The 19,361-nt window shown below is 72.4% G+C and carries 23 protein-coding genes, 1 tRNA gene and 4 pseudogenes; 15 read left to right on the top strand and 13 right to left on the bottom strand.

What is annotated here, in order from left to right; translation table 11 throughout:
- Positions 1-18 precede the first annotated feature (18 nt).
- From AB0A90_RS03995 to AB0A90_RS03975, 5 genes and pseudogenes are all read left to right on the top strand, one after another.
- Entirely contained in the window at positions 19-765 is a 747-nt protein-coding gene (locus AB0A90_RS03995) for an SGNH/GDSL hydrolase family protein (protein ID WP_357241256.1), read from the top strand.
- Positions 762-1,439 (top strand): TetR-like C-terminal domain-containing protein, encoded by a 678-nt coding sequence (locus AB0A90_RS03990; RefSeq protein ID WP_357241253.1) that lies wholly within the window; start codon positions 762-764, stop codon positions 1,437-1,439. Before AB0A90_RS03995 ends, AB0A90_RS03990 begins: the two co-directional genes overlap by 4 nt.
- Positions 1,440-1,466: 27 nt before the next feature.
- Positions 1,467-1,727: a hypothetical protein gene (locus AB0A90_RS03985; RefSeq protein WP_357241250.1), complete on the top strand. Its 261-nt coding sequence runs from the start codon at positions 1,467-1,469 to the stop codon at positions 1,725-1,727.
- A 24-nt stretch (positions 1,728-1,751) separates the two neighbouring features.
- Positions 1,752-2,207 (top strand): MaoC family dehydratase, encoded by a 456-nt coding sequence (locus AB0A90_RS03980; RefSeq protein WP_357241247.1) that lies wholly within the window; start codon positions 1,752-1,754, stop codon positions 2,205-2,207.
- A 62-nt stretch (positions 2,208-2,269) separates the two neighbouring features.
- Positions 2,270-2,414, top strand: a pseudogene (locus AB0A90_RS03975) (peptidase); the annotation flags it as partial.
- A gap of 62 nt (positions 2,415-2,476) precedes the next feature.
- Here the strand turns inward: AB0A90_RS03975 and AB0A90_RS03970 are convergent.
- Complete coding sequence (locus AB0A90_RS03970; protein ID WP_357241244.1) at positions 2,477-2,746, bottom strand: hypothetical protein; 270 nt, start codon at positions 2,744-2,746, stop codon at positions 2,477-2,479.
- A 200-nt stretch (positions 2,747-2,946) separates the two neighbouring features.
- Between AB0A90_RS03970 and AB0A90_RS03965 the strand changes: the two are divergent.
- Positions 2,947-3,427: pseudogene (locus AB0A90_RS03965) on the top strand (4-phosphopantetheinyl transferase).
- Between the two features lie 78 nt (positions 3,428-3,505).
- The gene (locus tag AB0A90_RS03960) at positions 3,506-3,871 is read left to right on the top strand and encodes a hypothetical protein (RefSeq protein ID WP_357241241.1); all 366 of its coding nucleotides are present in this window, start codon (positions 3,506-3,508) and stop codon (positions 3,869-3,871) included.
- 80 nt (positions 3,872-3,951) lie between these two features.
- On the opposite strand, the gene AB0A90_RS03955 is transcribed toward AB0A90_RS03960, so the two are convergent.
- Positions 3,952-4,959 (bottom strand): hypothetical protein, encoded by a 1,008-nt coding sequence (locus tag AB0A90_RS03955; RefSeq protein WP_357241238.1) that lies wholly within the window; start codon positions 4,957-4,959, stop codon positions 3,952-3,954.
- A 396-nt stretch (positions 4,960-5,355) separates the two neighbouring features.
- Between AB0A90_RS03955 and AB0A90_RS03950 the strand changes: the two genes are divergently transcribed.
- From AB0A90_RS03950 to AB0A90_RS03940, 3 genes are all read left to right on the top strand, one after another.
- Positions 5,356-6,243 carry a hypothetical protein gene (locus AB0A90_RS03950; RefSeq protein ID WP_357241235.1) on the top strand — a complete coding sequence of 296 codons (888 nt, stop codon included), beginning with the start codon at positions 5,356-5,358 and terminating at the stop codon, positions 6,241-6,243.
- A gap of 88 nt (positions 6,244-6,331) precedes the next feature.
- Positions 6,332-7,078 (top strand): hypothetical protein, encoded by a 747-nt coding sequence (locus AB0A90_RS03945; protein WP_357241233.1) that lies wholly within the window; start codon positions 6,332-6,334, stop codon positions 7,076-7,078.
- A gap of 88 nt (positions 7,079-7,166) precedes the next feature.
- Positions 7,167-7,547 carry a hypothetical protein gene (locus AB0A90_RS03940; RefSeq protein ID WP_357241230.1) on the top strand — a complete coding sequence of 127 codons (381 nt, stop codon included), beginning with the start codon at positions 7,167-7,169 and terminating at the stop codon, positions 7,545-7,547.
- Between the two features lie 141 nt (positions 7,548-7,688).
- Here AB0A90_RS03940 and AB0A90_RS03935 read toward each other — a convergent pair whose 3' ends face one another.
- The 8 genes from AB0A90_RS03935 to AB0A90_RS03900 all read right to left on the bottom strand — a co-directional run bounded on the left by AB0A90_RS03935 (position 7,689) and on the right by AB0A90_RS03900 (position 15,568).
- Positions 7,689-8,255 (bottom strand): LysE family translocator, encoded by a 567-nt coding sequence (locus AB0A90_RS03935; protein WP_357241227.1) that lies wholly within the window; start codon positions 8,253-8,255, stop codon positions 7,689-7,691.
- A 254-nt stretch (positions 8,256-8,509) separates the two neighbouring features.
- Entirely contained in the window at positions 8,510-8,869 is a 360-nt protein-coding gene (locus AB0A90_RS03930) for a pyridoxal-phosphate dependent enzyme (protein WP_357241224.1), read from the bottom strand.
- Positions 8,870-8,931: 62 nt separating this feature from the next.
- A tRNA-Ala gene (locus AB0A90_RS03925) sits at positions 8,932-9,005 on the bottom strand.
- A gap of 269 nt (positions 9,006-9,274) precedes the next feature.
- On the bottom strand, positions 9,275-10,057 hold the full coding sequence (locus AB0A90_RS03920) for a hypothetical protein (protein WP_357241222.1): 783 nt from the start codon (positions 10,055-10,057) through the stop codon (positions 9,275-9,277).
- A gap of 180 nt (positions 10,058-10,237) precedes the next feature.
- On the bottom strand, positions 10,238-10,888 hold the full coding sequence (locus AB0A90_RS03915; RefSeq protein WP_357241219.1) for a GNAT family protein: 651 nt from the start codon (positions 10,886-10,888) through the stop codon (positions 10,238-10,240).
- 79 nt (positions 10,889-10,967) lie between these two features.
- On the bottom strand, positions 10,968-12,281 hold the full coding sequence (glp, locus tag AB0A90_RS03910) for a gephyrin-like molybdotransferase Glp (protein WP_357241216.1): 1,314 nt from the start codon (positions 12,279-12,281) through the stop codon (positions 10,968-10,970).
- Positions 12,278-13,240, bottom strand: coding sequence for a UTP--glucose-1-phosphate uridylyltransferase (locus AB0A90_RS03905; RefSeq protein ID WP_357241213.1), 963 nt, complete (start codon positions 13,238-13,240; stop codon positions 12,278-12,280). Before AB0A90_RS03905 ends, glp begins: the two co-directional genes overlap by 4 nt.
- Before the next feature lie 9 nt (positions 13,241-13,249).
- Positions 13,250-15,568 (bottom strand): diguanylate cyclase, encoded by a 2,319-nt coding sequence (locus tag AB0A90_RS03900; protein ID WP_357241211.1) that lies wholly within the window; start codon positions 15,566-15,568, stop codon positions 13,250-13,252.
- 85 nt (positions 15,569-15,653) lie between these two features.
- Here AB0A90_RS03900 and AB0A90_RS03895 point away from each other — a divergent pair, with 85 nt between their 5' ends.
- Both AB0A90_RS03895 and AB0A90_RS03890 read left to right on the top strand, forming a co-directional pair.
- The gene (locus tag AB0A90_RS03895; protein ID WP_357241207.1) at positions 15,654-16,331 is read left to right on the top strand and encodes a 5-formyltetrahydrofolate cyclo-ligase; all 678 of its coding nucleotides are present in this window, start codon (positions 15,654-15,656) and stop codon (positions 16,329-16,331) included.
- Positions 16,328-16,534 (top strand): annotated as a pseudogene (locus AB0A90_RS03890) (FmdB family zinc ribbon protein); the annotation flags it as partial. The gene AB0A90_RS03895 and the pseudogene AB0A90_RS03890, both read left to right, overlap by 4 nt.
- Positions 16,535-16,548: 14 nt before the next feature.
- On the opposite strand, the gene AB0A90_RS03885 reads toward AB0A90_RS03890, so the two are convergent.
- Positions 16,549-16,896 carry a hypothetical protein gene (locus AB0A90_RS03885; RefSeq protein ID WP_357242434.1) on the bottom strand — a complete coding sequence of 116 codons (348 nt, stop codon included), beginning with the start codon at positions 16,894-16,896 and terminating at the stop codon, positions 16,549-16,551.
- Positions 16,897-17,108: 212 nt separating this feature from the next.
- On the opposite strand from AB0A90_RS03885, the gene AB0A90_RS03880 reads away from it, so the two are divergent.
- Positions 17,109-17,720, top strand: a complete 612-nt coding sequence (locus AB0A90_RS03880) for a flagellar biosynthesis protein FlgA (protein ID WP_357241205.1) — start codon at positions 17,109-17,111, stop codon at positions 17,718-17,720.
- A gap of 29 nt (positions 17,721-17,749) precedes the next feature.
- Here AB0A90_RS03880 and AB0A90_RS03875 read toward each other — a convergent pair whose 3' ends face one another.
- Positions 17,750-17,929, bottom strand: coding sequence for a hypothetical protein (locus tag AB0A90_RS03875; RefSeq protein WP_357242431.1), 180 nt, complete (start codon positions 17,927-17,929; stop codon positions 17,750-17,752).
- Between the two features lie 105 nt (positions 17,930-18,034).
- On the opposite strand from AB0A90_RS03875, the gene AB0A90_RS03870 reads away from it, so the two are divergent.
- Positions 18,035-18,367, top strand: coding sequence for a hypothetical protein (locus AB0A90_RS03870; protein WP_357241202.1), 333 nt, complete (start codon positions 18,035-18,037; stop codon positions 18,365-18,367).
- A gap of 6 nt (positions 18,368-18,373) precedes the next feature.
- Here the strand turns inward: AB0A90_RS03870 and AB0A90_RS03865 are convergent, their stop codons facing one another.
- A complete protein-coding gene (locus AB0A90_RS03865; protein WP_357242351.1) occupies positions 18,374-18,856 on the bottom strand; it encodes a hypothetical protein in 483 nt (160 codons plus the stop codon).
- Positions 18,857-19,041: 185 nt separating this feature from the next.
- Between AB0A90_RS03865 and AB0A90_RS03860 the strand changes: the two are divergent.
- Positions 19,042-19,350 (top strand): annotated as a pseudogene (locus AB0A90_RS03860) (transcriptional repressor); the annotation flags it as partial.
- Between the last annotated feature and the right edge of the window lie 11 nt (positions 19,351-19,361).

Genomic DNA, 19,361 nt, shown 5'->3' with positions numbered 1-19,361 from the left:
GCGAACGAGGTGGTCGGCATGGCGGTGAACCGGTGGTTGCCCCGTTTCCTGCGGGAGATGCCCCGACTGCCCGACGCCGCCGGCGACCACCTCGGCGAAGCCCCCGGCGACGGACCCGTCATCCGGATGGTGATCGTCGGCGACTCGGCCGTCACCGGCGTCGGAGCCGACCACCTGGACAGCGCCCTGGCCGGTCAGCTCGCCACCGCGGTGGCCGGGCTGACCGGCCGGGGCGTCTGCTGGCGGGCACTGGGGCGTACCGGGGCCCGCGCGCGCACCCTCGACACCTACTTCCTGCGGCACCTCAGCGACCCGTGCACGCAGTGGCGCCCCGACCTGGTGATCGTTTCCATCGGGGTCAACGACGTGACCCGGCTGCTCCCGCCGCGGCTCTGGGAGCGTGACTTGCTCGCCCTGATCGACCGGATCCGCCACCGGCTCGACCGCTCGGTGCCGATCCTGTTCATCCAGCTCCCACCGGTCCGGCAGTTCATCGGGCTGCCGGCGCCGCTGCGGCGGTCGCTGGGCCTGCTGGCCGAGCGGTACAACCGGCGCCTGCGGTTGCTGGCCCGGCGCGACCCCGACGTCTACCGCCTGCCGGCCGATGACCTGCTCGTGCCGCTGGCCGACTTCTTCGCCTCCGACGGCTTCCACCCGTCGCAGATCGGCTACCGGGCCTGGGCCCGGTCGATCGCCTCACAGATCGCCACCGTCGTGGACCTGCGGGCCGGCCGGTCGCCGGCAACCGCCCGGAGTGGCCGGTGACGCCGGCCCGCCGGACGACGCCGGCCCGCAGGCGGGGCGCACCGGCGGCCGCCGCCGAGGTCCGGGAGGCGCTGTTGACCGTCGGGTGCCGCCTGCTCAGCTCGGACGGCCCGGCCGCGCTCTCGGCGCGCCGGCTGGCGGCCGAGGTCGGCACCTCCACGATGGCCATCTACACCCATTTCGGGGGTGTCCCCGACCTGGTCGAGGCGATCGTGCAGATGGGGCTCGACCGGCTCGCCGAGCGGCTGGCGGCGGTCCGCCCGACCGACGATCCGGTCACCGATCTGGCCCGCCTCGCCCGGGTGTACCGAGACAGCGCACTGGCCGACCCCCATCTGTACGCCGTCATGCTGGGCGGCGTCGCGCAAGCCCACTTCGGCCTGAAGCCTCGCGATCTCGAACTCGATTCGCTCACCCTCGGCGCCGCCGACGTGCACGTCCGCCGAAGCATCGAGGCGGGCCGGTTCCGGGCCGGCCCGCACTGGGATCTGACCGTCCGGGTCTGGGCGATGATGCACGGTTGGGTGATGTTGGAAATCGCCGGTTACGGGATCGGAGCCAGCGTTGACGACTATCTTCTCCACGTTCTCGTCGGGGCCGGCGACAGCCTCGCCGACGCCACCCGGTCGGTGCGGCGATCGGCCGGCGTCGGCCCGACGGCTGGGCCTAGCTGAGCAAACAGACTAGATCATCTTGTATCCATGTACGTCAATGCAGTTGTGATCGCGGAAAAAGTCTTACCGGGCTACGCCCAGGCACATTCGCCCGGCAGCATGGTCGGCAGTGACAGCCATCGGGGGGTTGATCGTGGGTACGTCGTCGGCGCCGCTCGCCATTCCTCCGATTCCGTCACCGCTGCGGCGATCTTGCCGCAGCGGACCGCTCCTGATCGCCGGCGCCGCGACCGGGGCGCGCGCGATCAGGCCACCGCCGCGGTCGGCCCGGTCGCGGAACACGGATAACTACTGTGGAGAGGTGCACGGGGGATGGGATATTTCGACAGCATCGACGATCTGCTCGGCCACGACGGCGAGCAGATCGGTACGACCGAGTGGCACCAGATCGACCAGAAGCAGGTCGACGAGTTCGCCGAGGTGACCGGCGACCACCAGTGGATCCACACCGATCCGGTACGGGCCCGCGACGAGGGCCCCTACGGTGGCACGATCCTGCACGGGGCGCTGACCCTGTCGCTGTGCACCGCCTTCCTCGGCGAGATGGTGCAGGTGGCCGGGGTCAGTCACGTGGTCAACGTCGGCTTCGACCGAGTCCGGTTTCGCGAGCCGGTGCCGGTCGGATCCCGGCTGCGGGCCACCGCCAAGCTGATCGGCGTCCGCCGGATGGGCGATGGCGCCCGGGTGATCGTGCAGGTCAGGGCGGAAATCGAGGGCTCGGCGAAGCCGGCTTGTGTGGCCGACCAGGTGCTGGTGTTCTATGGCTGACCCGGCGGCGCCGGCTTCCCCCGGCTCGGCGGCACGGCCTTCTCCGGCCGATCGGGCACCGACCTGCCCAGCCTGACCTGGGCGCGCCGATCGACGTGGACCTGCTGGTCGGCACCATCGCCGACCGGGGCGCCTCGGCCGACGACGGCGAGCTGGCCGCGCCGCTGGTGCCGAACACCAAGGCGGGCACGCGATGACCCGGCGGCCGCGGCGCCGCTGAGGCGTCCGGCCCCGCTGGTGGCCCCGCCCGACGGCGGGGCCACCAGCGGTCAGCCGCGTCGAGGTCGGCGGGGCAGCCAGCCGATGAAGCGGTCCTGAAGCGACATCACCGGGGCGGTGCGCAGGTCCTCCGTGGCCGCGGCGAGGCAGGAGCCCAGATAGACGCTGAGCATTGCCCGATCACTGCCGTACTCAGCCAACAACCGGCTGCGTTTGGTCGCGCACGGCCACTCGTCACCGCAGGAGCCGCAGCTCCAGCAGGGGGTCTTCGGGGCGTGGTCTTCGGCCCGCACCCCCGCCCGTTCGGCACCATCGGTCATCGCACGTCCTTCCAATGTCCACGGGACTGGCCAGCAGCGGTGCCCGGCCAAGGTTCGATGGTGGTCCCCCCGGAGCCATCAGAGAGGGCGGCACGCGGCCCTCCGGTGTTACATCCTTGCGGTACCTTCTCCGGTTGTGGGAGTCGGAAATTTGACGCTTGACCCGATACTCCATTCCTACCGACGGGTAAGCCAGCGCGATGCGTGACCTGTTGCCGCCGACGGTCGCGGTGGCCGTCGCCGGGCCGGCCGACCGGGTCGGCGAGCTGCTCGCCGCCGAGCAGGCGTGCCTCAGCGACCAGGCCGTGCCGACCGCCGGAGGGACTTCACCGCCGGGCGGGTCTGCGCCCGTCGGGCGCTGACCGAGCTCGGCCTGCCACCGATCGCCGTGCCGGCCGCCGCCGACCGCGCGCCGGTCTGGCCGGCGGCACCTTCTGGCCGATCGTGCTGATCGGTGCCAAGGAGACGGTCTACAAGGTCTCGCATCGGGTCGTCGGGAGCTGGTTGGATTTCCAGGACGCCCGACTGGACATCGATCCCGACGCGGGCACGTTCACCGCCCGGATCGCACCGGCCCGGCTGGACGAGGCGGGGGTCGACGATCCGCCGGCGTCGATCAGCGGCCGTTTCGTGGTCGTCGACGGGTTGGTCCGCACCGCCGCGGTGCTCCCCCTGCGCTGACCGCCGAGGGCCATCGGCCCCGCACGGTAGCGTCGGTGGAGTTCGCGAACCGCACGTACCGAGGCGTCAAGGAGTACGGTGACCCACCCCCAGCCCACCGTCGGGCCGCACCACCGTCAGCAGTCGAACCTGGAACCACCGGACCGCCCCGTTCCAGCAACACCGCAGCCGCCGTTCTCGGGTGCCGCGTATCCGGCGGCCGGCGCTGGGCACCCCGGCACCGGTCAGGGTTTCCCGGTGACCGGTCTGCCGGGCTATCCGCTCGTCGCACCGGCGACGGCACGGACACACGCCTCCAAGAGAACCGCCGTGGTCGTCGCGATCACCACGGCCGTGCTCACCCTGCTCTGCTGCGCGGGCGGCATCGTAGCGGCCGTCGTGAGCACCAACCAGGACGACGACACCAAGACCAACACGATCGGGACCACCGGCCGGAACTCGTAACCCAGGCGCGGGGCGGCCGCGCGTGCAGTGTGGGCGGGCACCCGTACGGGTGCCCGCCCACTTGTCAGTTGTCCGTGGTGTCAGCAGCCCGTCCAGCGCACCGGGGTGACTCGCTCCCCGTTGCGGAACCCGACGATGGTGCCCGTGTCGGAGATGGAGCGCGCTCCGATGCCCACCCCGTCGCTGGCGCCCGGCAGCACCCGGGAGGTCGCGCCGCGCACGACGCGGTCAGCGCCCACCACGACGCCCTTGGCGTTGACGTCCTCCAACGTCGGCGACTGCGGGTCGAGCGTCGTGTACGAGCCGTCCCGGAGGTTCCAGCGCACCGGGACCCAGATGCTGTCCGGCAGGTCGACATGGCCGATCGCCCAGTGACCGGCCGCTTCGCTGACATAGGACATCTGCGCGCCGGGGACCGTGAGTGCGTCGTACCGGCCGTTCGGCCGGCGGACCCAACTGGTCCAGTACCCGAAGTCACCGGCGGTACCGACGATGGTCCCGTTGGCGGTGATCCCTCGCGGCTGGGCATTGGCCGGGGCGTCGAGCACCTCGACCGTGCCCGGCCGAGCGGCCGGCCAGCGCACCGCGAAGTACTCCCCGGTGTCGATGTCATTGCCGAGGCCGACGATGTCGCCGGCCTTGTTGATGGCGGTGACGTAGATGCCCGTGCCGGACGGCACCACCGGCAGTTGCTCGACCCGGCCGTCGCGGTACCGCCACGGCTGGCTGCTGTTGCCCCAGCCGTTGCCGATCACGACGCCGTCGGCGTTGACGTCGGCAGGGGTCGCCATGCTCGGCGCCTCGACCTCGGTGAGCCGATTCCGGTCCCAGAACAGCAGCAGGTACTGGTTGTCGGTGCCCTCTTTCCGTAGGGCCGAGCCGGCGACGAAGCGGCCCGTCGGGTCGATGACGTTCGCATCGGCACGGTAGGTGTCGGTCGGGTACGGCAGCGTGCTGATCTTGCAGGTGCCGAGGGCGGCAGCCCTGGGCGCGGCGGTCGCCGGTGCGGAGACAGCGACGCCGAGAGAGGCGGTCAGCAGGCCGGCGGCGGTGACGCCGGCCAGCGTCCGTCGAGCGGTGTGAGTCATCTTTACTCCCCGTGTAAGCCCGGGTGAACCCGAGCGCCGATTACTACTGGTGTCACCCGCGGGTGGACCGTCCGGTTGCGGGGTGTCGGCGAGATGACAGCAGCGGAATCACGCGGACCTACGGTGCCCACTGTTGAGCTGGGGGAACGACCGGCCCGCCAGCGCGTACCGAATTTCATGGTCCTGACACGCCTCGGCCAGGGGATACGGCGTCGCCGCTGCCATCCGGGCACCGCCCGCCGGATTCGGGGCGTACGCGGCGACTGGTGGCGGACGCTCCTCTTTGTTCGGCTTGTCGCACCGGCCGATTATGACCATCAATCCGTGCCGTAATGAGCTGACAGTAACCGCCGGGCAACCGCCCGTGCGGCTGTCTCTCCTCAGAGAGGAACGGGGATGCAGGGATCCTGGCGTAGGGCGGCACTCACAGCCGCCCTGTCGATCGTTTGTGTGTCGGGTGGGTTGGCCCTGACCACGCCCGCACAGGCGCAGATCGTGGAGTCCGGTTCGGTCTCCTTCGACGGCGACCCCGGTGACTACATCACCGACGGGGGCTCCTACCAGTACTCCACCGACGACAACGACCAACTCACGGCGGACAGTCCGCTCGACAACAGCCGCGTGACGGTCAGCATCAGCGGTTACAACGGCGACCAGTGGTCCCTCACCTTCGACGCGCCCGGCAGCGCGGCGCTGGTGCCGGGCACCTACGAGACAACGAGCCGATACCCGTACAACGGGGCCGGACCCGGCCTCGACCTGTCCGGCAACGGGCGGGGCTGCGACGACGCGACCGGCATCTTCACGATCAACAACGCGGTGTTCGGCTCCAACGGCTACGTACAGACCCTGGACGCCACCTTCGAGCAGTACTGCAACGGCGCGACGGCGGGTGCTCGCGGCGAGGTGCACATCGCCAACCCGCCACCGCCTGAGCGGCTGCAACTCGCTCTCGCCGTGGCGACCGACGGCATCGCCCACCGGGTGAACGGCAACGCCGTCCTGCACGGCACGGTGACCTGCAGTCAGCCCATCTCGGTGTCCGTGGACGGCACGGTCACGCAGATCGTCCGGAAGGTATTGGTTCGGGGCAGCTTCTCCACCCAGGTGACCTGCACCCCGGGCAGCCAGGCCCAATGGACGGCCGCGGCCGTCCCGACCGGCACCACCCCGTTCGGCAAGGGGCTCGCCGAGGCCATCACCCGGGCCATCGCCTACGACATCCCGTACGACGAGTACGTCTTCGTGACCGACACCTCGACCGTCAGGCTCACCCGGTCCTGATCCGTCCCGCCTGGCGGCCGGCACGACCCGGCCGCCAGGCGCTACGGTGGCCGGGCCCACGACGGAAGCACGACGAAAGATGGCACAGATGGCTGCCAACCCCGTGCACACCGCGCCTCGTCCAGCGGTCACCACGGCGCATCGGTCACCGTCCTCGCTGGACTACTACCTGGTCCTGCCTCGACGCGACGACCCTGACCCGCCCAGCGGGGTCGCGGGGCTCGTCGTCGAGGAGTTCACCCGGGAGCACGACCACGTCAGCACGGGCCTGGACAGCGCGGGCTGGACGCCGGCCGCCGGTTGGTGGAGTTCCGCCGCACTCAGCCGGAGCATCCGCACCGACCCGGACACGTCGGCGCGGATGGTCCCCACCTCTCGCGTCGAGGCCGAGGGTCACTACCGCACGCTCGGTGGCGGGCATCTGCCCGACGACACGGAGCTGCGCTCGTACTTCCTCGTCCACCAGCCGATTCCGACCGCCGCGCCGCTGCGGCTCGGCCCGGCACAGCCGCCGGCCGGCTGGCACGAGCGGCGCGTCTACCGGGTCCTCTTCGCCAAGGATCTCCGTCCGGACCAGGTGACGAGCCTCCGGGCGAGCTGGCGTACGCCGGTTGACGCCACGGGCGCATCGGCCGCGAGCGGTCACCTGGAGAAGGGCGGCGACCGGTTCGACTGGGAGCTACGGCGGGTCGCCCACACCCGGGCCTGGGCTCTCGACGTGACAGTCCTGCTGGTCGCCGCCGCCGACGGCGCGGTGGGTTCGACCCTGTCCGACCTGACGACAGTCCTGCGACAGCACGGTCTGATACCCGTGACGACCGAGCGGTTCAGCTAACGCGGTCCTCACCGGGTGTCCGGTGGTCGTCGTGAGCCCAAACGACCACGCCAGACCGACCATCTTCCGATCTTCAGGAGGTAGCGGCATGGATCAGTTCGAGGGCCGCTGCTGGCTGGACTGGTGGGCCAACACCTCGACCCTTCTCGGCAGTGCCGAAGTGGCCGTCGTGATCACCGCCAGCGACGCCGGCTGGAACGGCCACGGGCGCCTGGTCAGCGACAGTGACGAGGACCGCGACGGCTTCGCGTTCCTCTGCGAGCTAGATCCCGTCTTCACGCTGCGCTTCGAAGACGGAAGCACCGTCGCCGTCACCGTCCACCCCACCGACGACCACCGCCGGTTCGACCTCACCGAGTACAGCGGTCCGACGCATCGGCCGGTCGAGCATCACATCGAACTAGCCCACCCCAAGCCCGTTTACGATGAACCCTCCGAACCGCCCCTAGGATCACTCCGTCAACCATGAGTTGGGACGGAAACGTCGCTCATGCCAAACGGAGATGACCTGCCCTTCTCCGTACTCCTCGATTATGCGAAACAACGAAGAATTTCACCAGGCCACCGCGCCGGCGTCCCCGGTGAGCGGACAATCACACCACGCCGCGGGTCAGTCCCGGACCAGCATCAGCCGTAGGGCCAGGCCGACGAACACCCCCGCGGTGGCCACGTTGAGCGCCTTGATGATCCGCCGGCTGCGGCGCAGCAACTGACCCGCGTGCCCGGCGGCGAGGCCGATCACGCCGTCGATCAGGAGGTCGATGACCACCAGGGTCAGGCCGAGGATGAGGAACTGGCCGGCGACGTTGCCGAGTTGCGGGTTGACGAACTGGGGCAGGAACGCGGCGTTGAACAGAATCACCTTCGGGTTGAGCAGATTCACCACGGCCGCCTTGCGGAACGCCACCCAGCGGTTCACGCCGGCCGGCGCGGCCAGCGCCGTCTCGTTGCGTTCGAGGTACGTCTTGACGGCCAGGTAGACCAGATAGGCCGCGCCGGCCCAGCGGATCACGTCGTAGAGGAACGGCGCCACGGCGAAGATCGCGGCGAAGCCAAGGATGGCCGCCACCGCGTGCACGGCGAGGCCGGTCGCCACGCCCAGCGCGGCGGCGAATCCGGCCAGCGGACCGCCGCCGACGCCCATGGTGATGATGAACGCCATATCGGGCCCCGGCACGATCACCAGAATCACGGCCGCCACAAGAAATGTCTGGTATAGCGACAGATCGATCACCGACATAGTGTTCCACACCGGCGTGGACAAGTAGGCGCCGCCAATCCGTCCGCCGTTCCCAGCATTCGGGCGGCCGACTCCGCAAGGAAAGAATGTTGAATTGTTGTCAGGTCATCGCAGGTCGGCCGGATCGGTGTTCGCGCCGCACAGCACGACCGCCACCCGCTCCCCCGGCGCCGGCCGGTACCCGCCACCGGTCAGCTCCGGCCACGCGGCGGGGCACTGGGCTCGACCGCGATCCGCCAGCGCCGCCACAGGTCCCGCCGGGCGAAGACGATCTCCTCGTCGTCGACCAGGACGGAACGCACCCCGGGCCGGGCGGCCACCGCGTACCCGATCTCACCGATCCGCCGGGCGCCCAGCGAGTCGGCGGCGGTCCCGGACACCGGCACGTCGACCGGGCCGCCCTCGGCGACGGCGGTGTGCAGGGTCGGGATGGTGCGCGGCTCGACCGCGACGACCCGGGCGGTACCCCCGACCGCCGCCGCGACCCCGGCTCTCAGCCCACCCCCGCCGCCGGCGACCAACACCGTGTCGAGCCGGGCCGGCGTGGCCAAATCGCATCGACAAATATTAGGGCCCTGGCCAGCGTTTCCGCTGATCAGGGCCCTGAACTGGGTGGAGCTGAGGGGATTTGAACCCCTGACCCCCTCGATGCGAACGAGGTGCGCTACCAGTCTGCGCCACAGCCCCCCACCGGCGAACCGGCTTCGGTCCCACCCGGCTTACACCGGGCGGGCCGGCAGCAAGGCTAACAGGTCGCCGGCCCTCACCGCGAATCCGCCCCCGGTGCGGCGCTCGACCTGGCCCGGAGATCCACTCGCGTTAGAGGAACCCGGGGCATTCGGGACGCCCCGACACCCCGATTTCCGGGAAATCGAGTCGATCAAGCGCCCGCCGGCCGGGCAGCCGGCCGGGCAGCTGGCCAGCACGAGGCGCCGGCCAGCACGGGATGCCGGCGGTCAGGCGCCTCGGCCGGCCTCGTAGGGGCGCCCGCGGAGCCCGCCGGCCCGTCGGTACGAGACCGAGCCACCGTTGACCGCCGCCGGCAGGTCGCCGGGGCGGTCCAGGCCCATGGCGGCTCGGCGCACCCCCTCGCGCTGGGCGGCCAGGCGGCGCTGGGCCTCCCGGCGGGCCGCTGCGCGGCGGGCCTGCTCCCGGCGTACCTCGGCCTGCCGGGCGGCCAACCAGGCGGCCTCCCGGGCTCGGGCGCGGCGGCGGCGACGCCCGGCGAGGGCGCGACCTCGCAGGTGGACGACGTACATGGTCAGGAGCAGGAAGGTGACCGCGAAGCCGATCCAGAATCCGGGGCTGGCGAACAGCACGCCGATCAGCTCGACGACGTTGAGCAGCAGCAGGGCGGCGAGCACCCGGCGACGCCGGTACACGGCCGGGGTGTGCTGACGGCGGGACGACGGGCGGCGGCGGGATCGCTTCGATGCGGGTGGCACGGCGCGCAGTCGACCGGAGCGGCGGCCCGCCGGCGGCCCGGAGACCGGCGCGGTCAACGCTCCGGTAGCCGCGTCCTCGCTCAGGGTGACGACGAGTGAGCGCGGCGGGTGAACCGGCTGCCGCCCGGGGACAGTACGTCGCCGCCGGCGGCGCTGGAGCACCCGCGCCGTCGACTGCGCCCGCTCCGCCACCAACCGCTCGGTGGCGTCGTACCGGCGAACCAACGCCGGGGCCAGGGCGAGCAGGCCGGCGGCGGCGAGGACGGCGAGGAGCACCGAGGTCGGCACCCTCACCCCTCCCGTCACCGAATTCGGAGCAACCGCCACCCCACCGCAGGATCTTCCACCGATCGCGCCTAGGTGCGTGGATCGTCCGGCCGGAGAGCGCTCGCCGCAACTTGCAGTTACTTGAGGTTACGGTGGACCGACCAGGAAGCCGTCGCGCCGCGCCGATCCCGTGCGTGGGACAGCCTCTCAGCGGGCGGAGGCGCGGACCCGATGCCAGCGGGCCAGCAGGCCGCCCTCGGCAGCGATCTCCTCACTCGTCATCGCGTATCCGATGTGGTCACGCCAGGCACCGTCGATGTGCATGTAGCGCACGTGGTACGACTCCTCGCGGAATCCCAGCTTCTCCACCACCCGCCGCGACGGTCGATTCTCCGGACGGATGTTGACCTCCACCCGGTGTAGCCCGCCGGGGCCGAACGCGTGGTCCACGGCGAGGGCGAGCGCCGTCGGAATCACGCCCTGGCCGGCGACCCGGGCGTCCACCCAGTAGCCGACATAGCCGGAGCAGAGCGCCCGTCGCACGATGCTGCCCACGTTGATGTGCCCGACCAGCAGGTCCCGACTGCCCTCGCGGAGACAGACGGCGAAGGGCATGCCGTCACCCTCCCGGGCCGAGCGCCGCTGGTCACGCAGCACCCAGCGGAACGCGGCAGGTGAGTTCAGCTCGTCCCAACCGCCGGGCAACGACGACTCCCAGGGCGCCAGCCAGGCCCGGTTGGCCCGGCGGATCTCCGACCACGGCACCGCGTCGGAGCGCCGGTAGGGCCGCAGCAACACCGGGCCGTCCGCCAACTCCACCGGCCAGCCCGGTGGCCGCGGGGGTCCGAAGAGACTCACCCCTACAGTCTCCCGCGCGGGGCGGTGACGCGCGCAAGTGGATCCGTCAGGACCCGCCAACCGTCCGTCCGGGACACCGTCACCGGCGGCGGTCCAGCAGCAGGACGTCCACGGTAGAGCCGGCCGCGGCGGTGGTGACCCGCTCACCGAGCACCAGCAGCCCGTTCGCCTCGGCCAGCCCGGAGAGGGTGAACGGTCCACCGCTGAGTGGTTGCACCGTGTACCCGCCCCCGCGCCGCTCGGCGACGTGCGCCGGCCGGAACTCACGCAACCCGGCCGGGGACGACACGGTCTCCAGCAGGTGCGCTCGCACGCTGGGGCGGAACACCGGTTCGGCGCCGGCGAGCAGTTGGATGGCGGGACGGGCCAGCACCTCGAACCCGATCAGGGCGGCACCCGGGTCGCCGGGCAGGCAGACCACCGGCACCTCCTCGGCGCCGACCGTGCCGAACCCGAGCGCGGTGCCGGGATAGAGCGCCACGTCGGTGAACGTGACCGGCCCGACCCGGCCACCCTCGCGGCGGGACAGGATCCGGCGCACCATGTCTCCGGGGCCGGTGCCGGTGCCCCCGGTGGTGATGATGAGGTCGGCGCGCAGGGTCTGGTCCTCCAGCAACCCGCGCAGCCCCTCCGGGTCGTCGTCGCAGATCCCCACCCGGTACGCCAGTGCGCCCACCTCGGCCGCGGCGGCCGTCAGCGCGTGCGAGTTCGCGTCGACGACCTGCCCGGGCTGACTGCCCCGACCCACGTCGACGAGTTCGTCACCGGTGGCCACGATGACCACCCGCGGGCTGGGGCGGACCACCACGTGCCCGATGCCGGTGGCGGCGAAGACCGCGACCAGGGCCGGGGACACGTACGTGCCGGCGCGGGCGAGCAGGGTGCCGGCGGGCAGTTCCGCACCGGCGCGCCGGACCCCGTACCCCCGTTTGGGGGTGCGGAAGATCTCCACCGCGGCCATGCCCTGGTCGGTCCACTCCACCGGGACCACGACGTCGGCGGCGACCGGCAGCGGCGCCCCGGCGGCCACCGAGAAGCACGAGCCCGGGGTGAGTCGCACCGGCCGCCAGCTCGCCGCCCCGAGATCGCCGACCACGTTGAGCCGGATGGTCCGGCCACCGCGTGTGCCGGAGGGGGCCGGGACGTAGCTCGGCCCGCGACCCCCTCCGGAAATGTCCTCCCAGCGCGCCGCGTAGCCGTCCACGGCCGCCTGGTCGAAGGCCGGGAAGGCGTGCGGCGCGACGACGTCCTCGGCGAGGACGTTGCCGTGCGCCTGGGTGAGCTCGAGGTCGAGTGGCGGCAGCGCGCGCAACCTGCGCAGCACGCTGCCCAGGTAGTCGGCGAGCGGCGTCAACTCGTTCGCGGCCGCCTCGGCGTCGGCCGTCGCGGTCATGTACCAGATCCGCCTGCCGCGTCGGCCTTGACGAAGTCGGCCAGCCAGGACCGGAACTCGGCGCCCAGGTCCTCGCGCTCGGCGGCGATCTGCACCACCGTCTGGAGGTAACCCAGCGGCATGCCGGTGTCGTAGCGGGTGCCCCGGTAGACGATCGCGTGCACCGGAGTGCCCTCGGTGCGCAGCAACTCCATCGCGTCGGTCAGCTGGATCTCGCCGCCACTGCCCGGCTTGGTCCGCCGGATCGCGTCGAAGATCTTGCCCGGCAGCACGTACCGGCCGAGCACCGCGAGGTTGCTCGGGGCATCCTCGGGCTGCGGCTTCTCCACCATTCCGGTCACCCTGACGACCTCACCGATGTCGGTCAGCTCCGCCTCGGCGGGCTCGACGGAGGCGATGCCGTACCGCTTGGTCTCGGCCGGGTCGACCTCGAAGAAGGCGAGCACCACACCGCCGGTGCGGGCCTGCAACTCGAGCATCGCCGGCAGCAGCGGCTCCGAGGGCTTGACGAACTCGTCGCCGAGAAGCACCGCGAAGGGCTGGTCGCCGACGTGCGACTCGGCGTACCCGACGGCGTGGCCGAGCCCGAGCTGCTCGGGCTGCCGCACGGTGTAGATCTCGGCCAGCTCGCTGGGCCGACGCACCGCGGCCAGCCGCTCGGTGTCACCCTTCTCCTCCAGCCTGGTCTCCAGGTCGGGGCGACGGTCGAAGTGGTCCACCATCGACGTCTTACCCCGACCGGTGATCAGCAACACGTCACCGATGCCGGCCTGGGTGGCCTCCTCGACGATGTACTGCAGAACCGGCCGGTCCACCACCGGCAGCAACTCCTTGGGCACCGCCTTGGTGGCGGGCAGGAACCGGGTGGCCAGTCCGGCGGCCGGGATGACGGCCTTGACCGCCAGGGGACGGCCGTTCGCGGCGGCCGTCGATGAGGGGTTCGCTGAGTGCTCCGACATGCCGCGAGACTATCGGCCACGGCTCTGTCGCGGCGGGTGTGGCCCAGAAGACGCGCCGCCACCCGGCCCCGGCCGCGCGGGATCCGGGCCGGCGCGGGCCGCATCCTCGTCGATGTCCGCCGGGTCGTCGGCCGGAACGGGCCACGCGTGCGCCGGCGACCCTTCCGGTACGCCCACCGCCGGCTCCGAGCGGGCGGACCCGCCCGGCTCCCGGTTGACAGGCACCGGCTGGCCGGCGCGCGGCAGCCCGTCGGGTGGGCTGACGGCACCCGCGAGCACCGGTATCTCCCGGGTGGTCACGTCCGGGCGTACCTCGGCGACCCGGTAGGTGTCGCGGCCGGCCGCCTTGGCCGCGTAGAGCGCGTCGTCGGCGGCCTCCAGCACCTCCCGGCCGGTACTGCCGTTGTCCGGGTAGACGGCGATGCCCACCGACACCGTCACCAGCACCGGCCCGGCGTACGCCTCGACGGCGATCGGCGTCTCGCGGACCGACGCGCCGAGCCGCTCGGCCACGATCGCCGCGCCCCGCGCGTCGGTCTCCGGCAGCAGCAGCACGAATTCCTCACCGCCCTGCCGGAAGGCGAGGTCGACCTCGCGGATCTCACCGCGCATCCGCCTGGCGAACTCGGCCAGCACGGTGTCCCCCGCGGCGTGCCCGTACGTGTCGTTGACGTCCTTGAACCGGTCGAGGTCCAGGGCGAGGACGCTGAGCATCCGCCCGAAGCGGCTGGCCCGTTCCACCTCACGTCGGATCGACTCGCGCAGGTAGCGGTAGTTCCACAGCCCGGTGAGCGGGTCGGTGAGGGAGAGTCGTTGGGCCTCCTCGTGCACCCGGACGTTGTCGACAGCCACCGCCGCGTGTCCGGCGAAGGTGCGCAGGGTGGCCAGGTCGTCGTCGTCGAACTCGTCGGCGCCCAGCCGGTCGTAGAGGGCCAGCACGCCGAGCGCCGCCGCCACGCCGGCCTCGTCGGCCGGGCCGGAGGATCCGCTGAGGGTGGTCGCGGCCGAGCCCGGGGTGGCGAACGGGACCGCGACGTACGTGCGGCAGCGTGGCTCGATGGACGGGGCGTCGGTCGGCTCCGCCCTTCCCCGCTGTGGCTCCCCGGTGGCGGCGACGGCGCCGACCACACCGACCCCGACCGGCACCCGGAGCGTCGGCGGCCCGTCCCCGTCCGCCTCCGGCCAGCGCCCGTCCAACCCCTCGGTGCACTGCGCGACGAGCATCCCGCCGGTCTCCACCAGCAGCACGGCGCCGGCACGCGCGCCGGTGGCGCCGATGGCGCTGCGCAGGATCACCTGCAGGATGCGTTGCAGGTCGTGCGTGCTGGCCAGGGTGTCGCCGAGCACCGCGAGGTGACCGCGGAGCTGGTCGCGGTTGCTGGTCAACGCCGCGACGTAGGAGCCGGTCTCCCGGGTCATCCGGTTGAACGCGGCGGCGAGCCGGCCCAACTCGTCGCGGCTGCGGACCGGCACCCGGGCGGTCAGGTCGCCGTGCGCGACCCGGTCGACCGCGCCAGCCAACTCGATAAGCGGTCGGGTGGTCATCCGGGCCAGCCGCCAGGCGGTCAGCACGGCGAGCAGCGCGGCCACCACGACCACCCCGATCAGCGTGGCGTGCAGCCCCGCCGGGCGCTCGCTGGGCACGGACACCACGAGCGGCAGCGGCTGCGCGTCGGTGGGCCCGATCCTGCGCACGTACCGGCCCTGGCTGGTCTCGGTCACCCGCTCACCGTCGACGGCGCTGGCGGCGGCCAGCACCGCGTCGCGTACCTCGCGGGATTCGGTCGTGTGGGTGACCCGGGCGGCGCCGGCTCCGCTGTCGAGCAGGGTGACCGCCACCCCGGTCACCGCCGCCAGCCGGGCCACGAACGCCGGGTCGACACGGTGCGCGGCGGTCACCGTGCCCAGCAGCGCGCCGGCGCGGTCGCGGAGGTCGACGTGGGCGGCCAGCGCGCGGACCGGACCTGTCGCATCCGTGGTCGGGCCGGAGCAGTCCCGCCACGGGGTCGACGGCGCCCCGGGCGACAGAAAGGTGGTCTCGCCGCTCACGTCGGTGATCAGCACCGCGGCGACCAGGCCCCGGCCGATCAGTTGGGCGGCGGCGACGGACGGATCGGCGCTGAGAGCCAGCACGTCGGCGGTGGCGCGGAGCTGCTGGCAGAGCGCGTCGACCGAGGTCCGCACGGTGGACGCCGCCACCGCCAGGCGCTCGGTGGAGCGGCTGCGGTCGACGGCGCTGACGGTGGAGGCGACGAAGAGCGCGCCGAGCAGGACCGGGCCGAGCACCACCACGAGGAAGGCTGCCGTCAACCGCCCGCGTAGCGTCACTCGGTCCCCCCGGAAGTTCCGCCTCCGTTGCTTGCGATGCTGACACAGTGCAACCGCGAGAGAGGCGTTGCGTCAGGAGTGTTGCGTGGCGGAATTTTCTGATGAAGCGGAAGTGACCCGAATGGCGAAGCGGGACGCCCGCGTCGAGCTGCTCGCCCGCCGCCGGTCACTGAGCGGCCCCACCCGGGCCGTCGCCGCCGGGCGCGTGCAGGCCGAGCTGGTCACGCTGGTACGCCGGCTGCGCCCCCGCCGGATGACGGCGTACGTGCCGGTCGGCTCCGAGCCGGGCGGCGCGGACCTGCCGGAGGTGCTGCGCGCGGCCCTTCCGGCCGACGCCGAGCTGCTGCTGCCGGTCCTCCTCGAGGACCTGGATCTGGACTGGGCGGCATATACCGCCCCCGGGGCCTTGATCGCCGCCGGCCGGGGTATCCGGGAGCCGACAGGTGCCCGTCTCGGGGTGGCCGCCGTGGCGGAGGCGGACCTGGTGCTCGTACCGGCCCTCGCGGTCGACCGCCTCGGTCGGCGACTCGGACGCGGCGGCGGCTCGTACGACCGGGCACTGGCCCGGGTGCCCGAGACGACGCTGACGGTGGTGCCCCTGCACGACGGCGAGCTGGTCGAGGCGCTGCCGGCGGAGCCACACGACCGTCGTGTCCGCGCGGTCGTCACCCCCGCCGACGGGGTGCGTACGCTTGACGCCGACCCGGGTGCGCCGCATGATGTCGCGCCTCACACGTCCGCTGGACGAACCCGGGGCGAATGACGCACCATTGGCACTCGAATACGTCGAGTGCCAACTGGCTGAGCCCAGATCCGGAGGAGAACGTGCCCACGTACCAGTACGCCTGCACCACGTGCGGTCACCAGCTCGAGGCGGTGCAGTCCTTCTCTGACGAGCCGCTGACCGAGTGCCCGGCGTGTCAGGGGCGGCTGCGCAAGGTCTTCAACTCGGTCGGCATCGTCTTCAAGGGTTCGGGCTTCTACCGCACCGACTCGCGGGCGTCCGGCTCTGAGGCGACGGCCGGCGGCACGACCGGCAAGCCCGGTAAGTCCGATTCATCGTCCTCGGGTGCGGACTCCGGGTCGTCTGGCTCGTCCTCGTCGGGGTCGTCCTCGTCGGGGTCGTCGTCGTCCGGGTCGTCCTCGTCGGGGTCGGGCTCGTCGGGGTCGTCCTCCTCGGGGTCGGGCTCGTCCGGCGGGTCGAGCGGCGGCGGCAAGGCCGCGGCGGCCAGTTCCGCGTCCTGACCCGCCACGGTCGACTCGCTCGGCGACCAAACTTTGATCCACTCGGGTTCACGGAACTCGGCCCGTCCAGGCAGGCCGGACACCCCGGCTTCCGTGACCCCAAGTCGATCAGCGGGCCGCCCTGCTCGGCACCTCCGCTCGCGTAGCAGATCGAGCCGGCAGGCGGGCGTTGTCCACAGGCCGTCGAGTTATCCACAGGCGCCGGCGAACGGCCGGTTGACCACGGCGTGAGCCGCCTAGTCTGCCGCCCACGGGTCGTCACCGCGACGCCCCAGGGCGGGAGGCGACAGAGGCGATGGGCGATCCAGACTCCGCGCGGGCGTTACGGCCACTGCGCCGACCCACCCGGCCCGGCGGACCCCTCCTGTTCCGGGCCGGAATGGTCGCCGCCCTGCTCGGCCTGGCCGCAGCCGTCCTGCACCCGCCGACCGGCTGCCCACCGCCCGCCGCGCCCTCCGACGGGCCGACGGGAGCGGCTGCCACGTCCAGACCGGACGCCGACGGCAGTCCGATCACCAACGGCAGACCGGACGACGACGGCGCGGCCGGCCCCACGGACGGTGGCGGACCGCCCGGTCCACCCCCAAGCGGCCCAACCACCGGGAGCGGCACGGCGGGTCCGCTGCCGCTGCCGAGCGGCGCCGTCGGGGTGCCGGTCCGGCTGGCCGAGCCGGCCGCCCTGGCGGTGGCCCGTCCAGGAGTCCGGGTCGACCTGCTCGTGGTGGCACCGGGCGGGGTGGGCACGAAAGCGGTGTTGCTCGCTCCGGCGGCGCTGGTGCTGGACGTGTTGGGTGCCGCCCCGACCGACAGGTCCCCGGCGCTCTATCTGGCGCTCCGTCCGGACCAGGCGCAACGCACCGTCGGGTTGCCGGAGGGCACGCGCTTCGCGATTGTCGTCCGCGACTGAGTCGCGCCGGGAGTTGGCCGCGCTCCGCGTCAGTCCCAGTGCGGAGGACGCTCGGCGAGCAGCCAGTCGTCGTTGCCAGCCGCCCGCTCGCCCCAGCCCCGGTCGGTGTCGTCGGAGGTCTGCTCGGGCAGCACCACGAAGTCCTCGCTCAGGTCGACGGTGCGGTCGTCGTCGGGCGCGGCCTGGTTGCCGGGTTCCATGGGGCTCACGAGCGGCAAGACTAGCGCAGCGAACGGGCAGTGGACCGGTCGCCGACGGTGGCGCGTCGCGCAGAAGCGGACGGGCCGCCGGTCGCGTTGGTAGCGTCGGACGGCGTGACGACCCCCAGCGGTGGCAGCACCCCGGACGACTACTGGCGACGGCCCGGCACCGGTGACGAAGCGGTGGCGGCCCAACCCCCCGCCTCGTCCACGAGCACCCCCGCGAGCGGCTATGTGGGCCCGCCGCCGACCGTGCCGCCGCCGACCGGTTGGCGGCCACCCGTACATCTGCGGCCGGCGCCGCCACGACGGCTGCCGCCGCAGGACATGGCCGAGTTGGACGTGGCTGAGCAGCGCTCGCAGCGGGTCACCTACGGCTTCGGGGTGGGGGCCGCCGTGGTGTTGGTGGTCGTGGTCTGCCTGCTCTGCTCGCGAATCATCTTCTGAAGCGGGTCAGAGGGTGGTGCCCCAGACGGCCTCGGCGCCGCTGTGGCCGGTGAGATAGACGTAGACCAGGGCGGCGATGGACAGCGCCACGACCGCCACCGCCAGCACCGGCGTGACAAGCGTCGGCAGCCGCGGCACCCGGGGATGTCCACTGGTCGCCACCAGCAGCAGAATGGCCCCGATCCCGAGCGGCACCACGATCCGGAAGAGGATGTCGCCGTAGCGGGAGTGTTCGAAGATCTGGTCGAGGATCGGTCCCTGGAAGCCCCGGGCGACAAGCGCGTCGGTGAACACCTCACCCGACTTGACGGCCACGAACGCGGTCACCGGCGCCGCCACGGCGAGGAGGCCCAGAGCCCAGTCCAGCCGGTGCCGCCACCGCGGCAGCCCCACGTACGCCATGGCCAGCACCGCCAGCAGCGGCACGAACACGACGACCGCGTGGACCACCAGGACGTGTCCCGGCAGACCGAGGATCTCCTCGAACATCGAACCCTCCAGGTGGATCATGGTCAGGAGAGCGCAGGCGTACGGCCCGACCGGCCGTCCCCAGGCTCTCGACCGGTCACACGCGCGCCGCGTCGATCGGGTTCACCGTCGGAGGCAGCAGGCCCGATCTTCCCGGGCTGTGTCGGCGACCACCTGGGCCGGGCGACGGTTGTCGATGCTCGTTCAGCCGGCGCGTCCGGGAACGCCTCGACTCGGTCTCCACCCAGGCGGCGTACGACGTGCTGGGCGCGCTGTCCCGGGCCGGGTCGTCCCGCCGGATCGAGCCGGCCGGCGGTCCCGCCCGCTACGAGGCGCGTGTCGGCGACAACCACCATCACGTGGTCTGCCGGGGCTGCGGCGAGATCGACTGCGCGGTGGGCGGCGCACCGTGTCTGGAGCCGAACGTCACGCACGGGTTCGAGGTGGACGAGGCGGAAGTGACCTTCTGGGGTCTCTGCCCGGGCTGCCGGGCGCGCCGCTCCGCCGACGTGTGACCGGGCGGCGC

The organism is Micromonospora sp. NPDC049204 (genome assembly GCF_040647935.1).
In the GTDB taxonomy this organism is placed as follows: Bacteria; Actinomycetota; Actinomycetes; order Mycobacteriales; family Micromonosporaceae; genus Micromonospora.
This window is presented reverse-complemented; position numbering and strand designations above follow the sequence as displayed.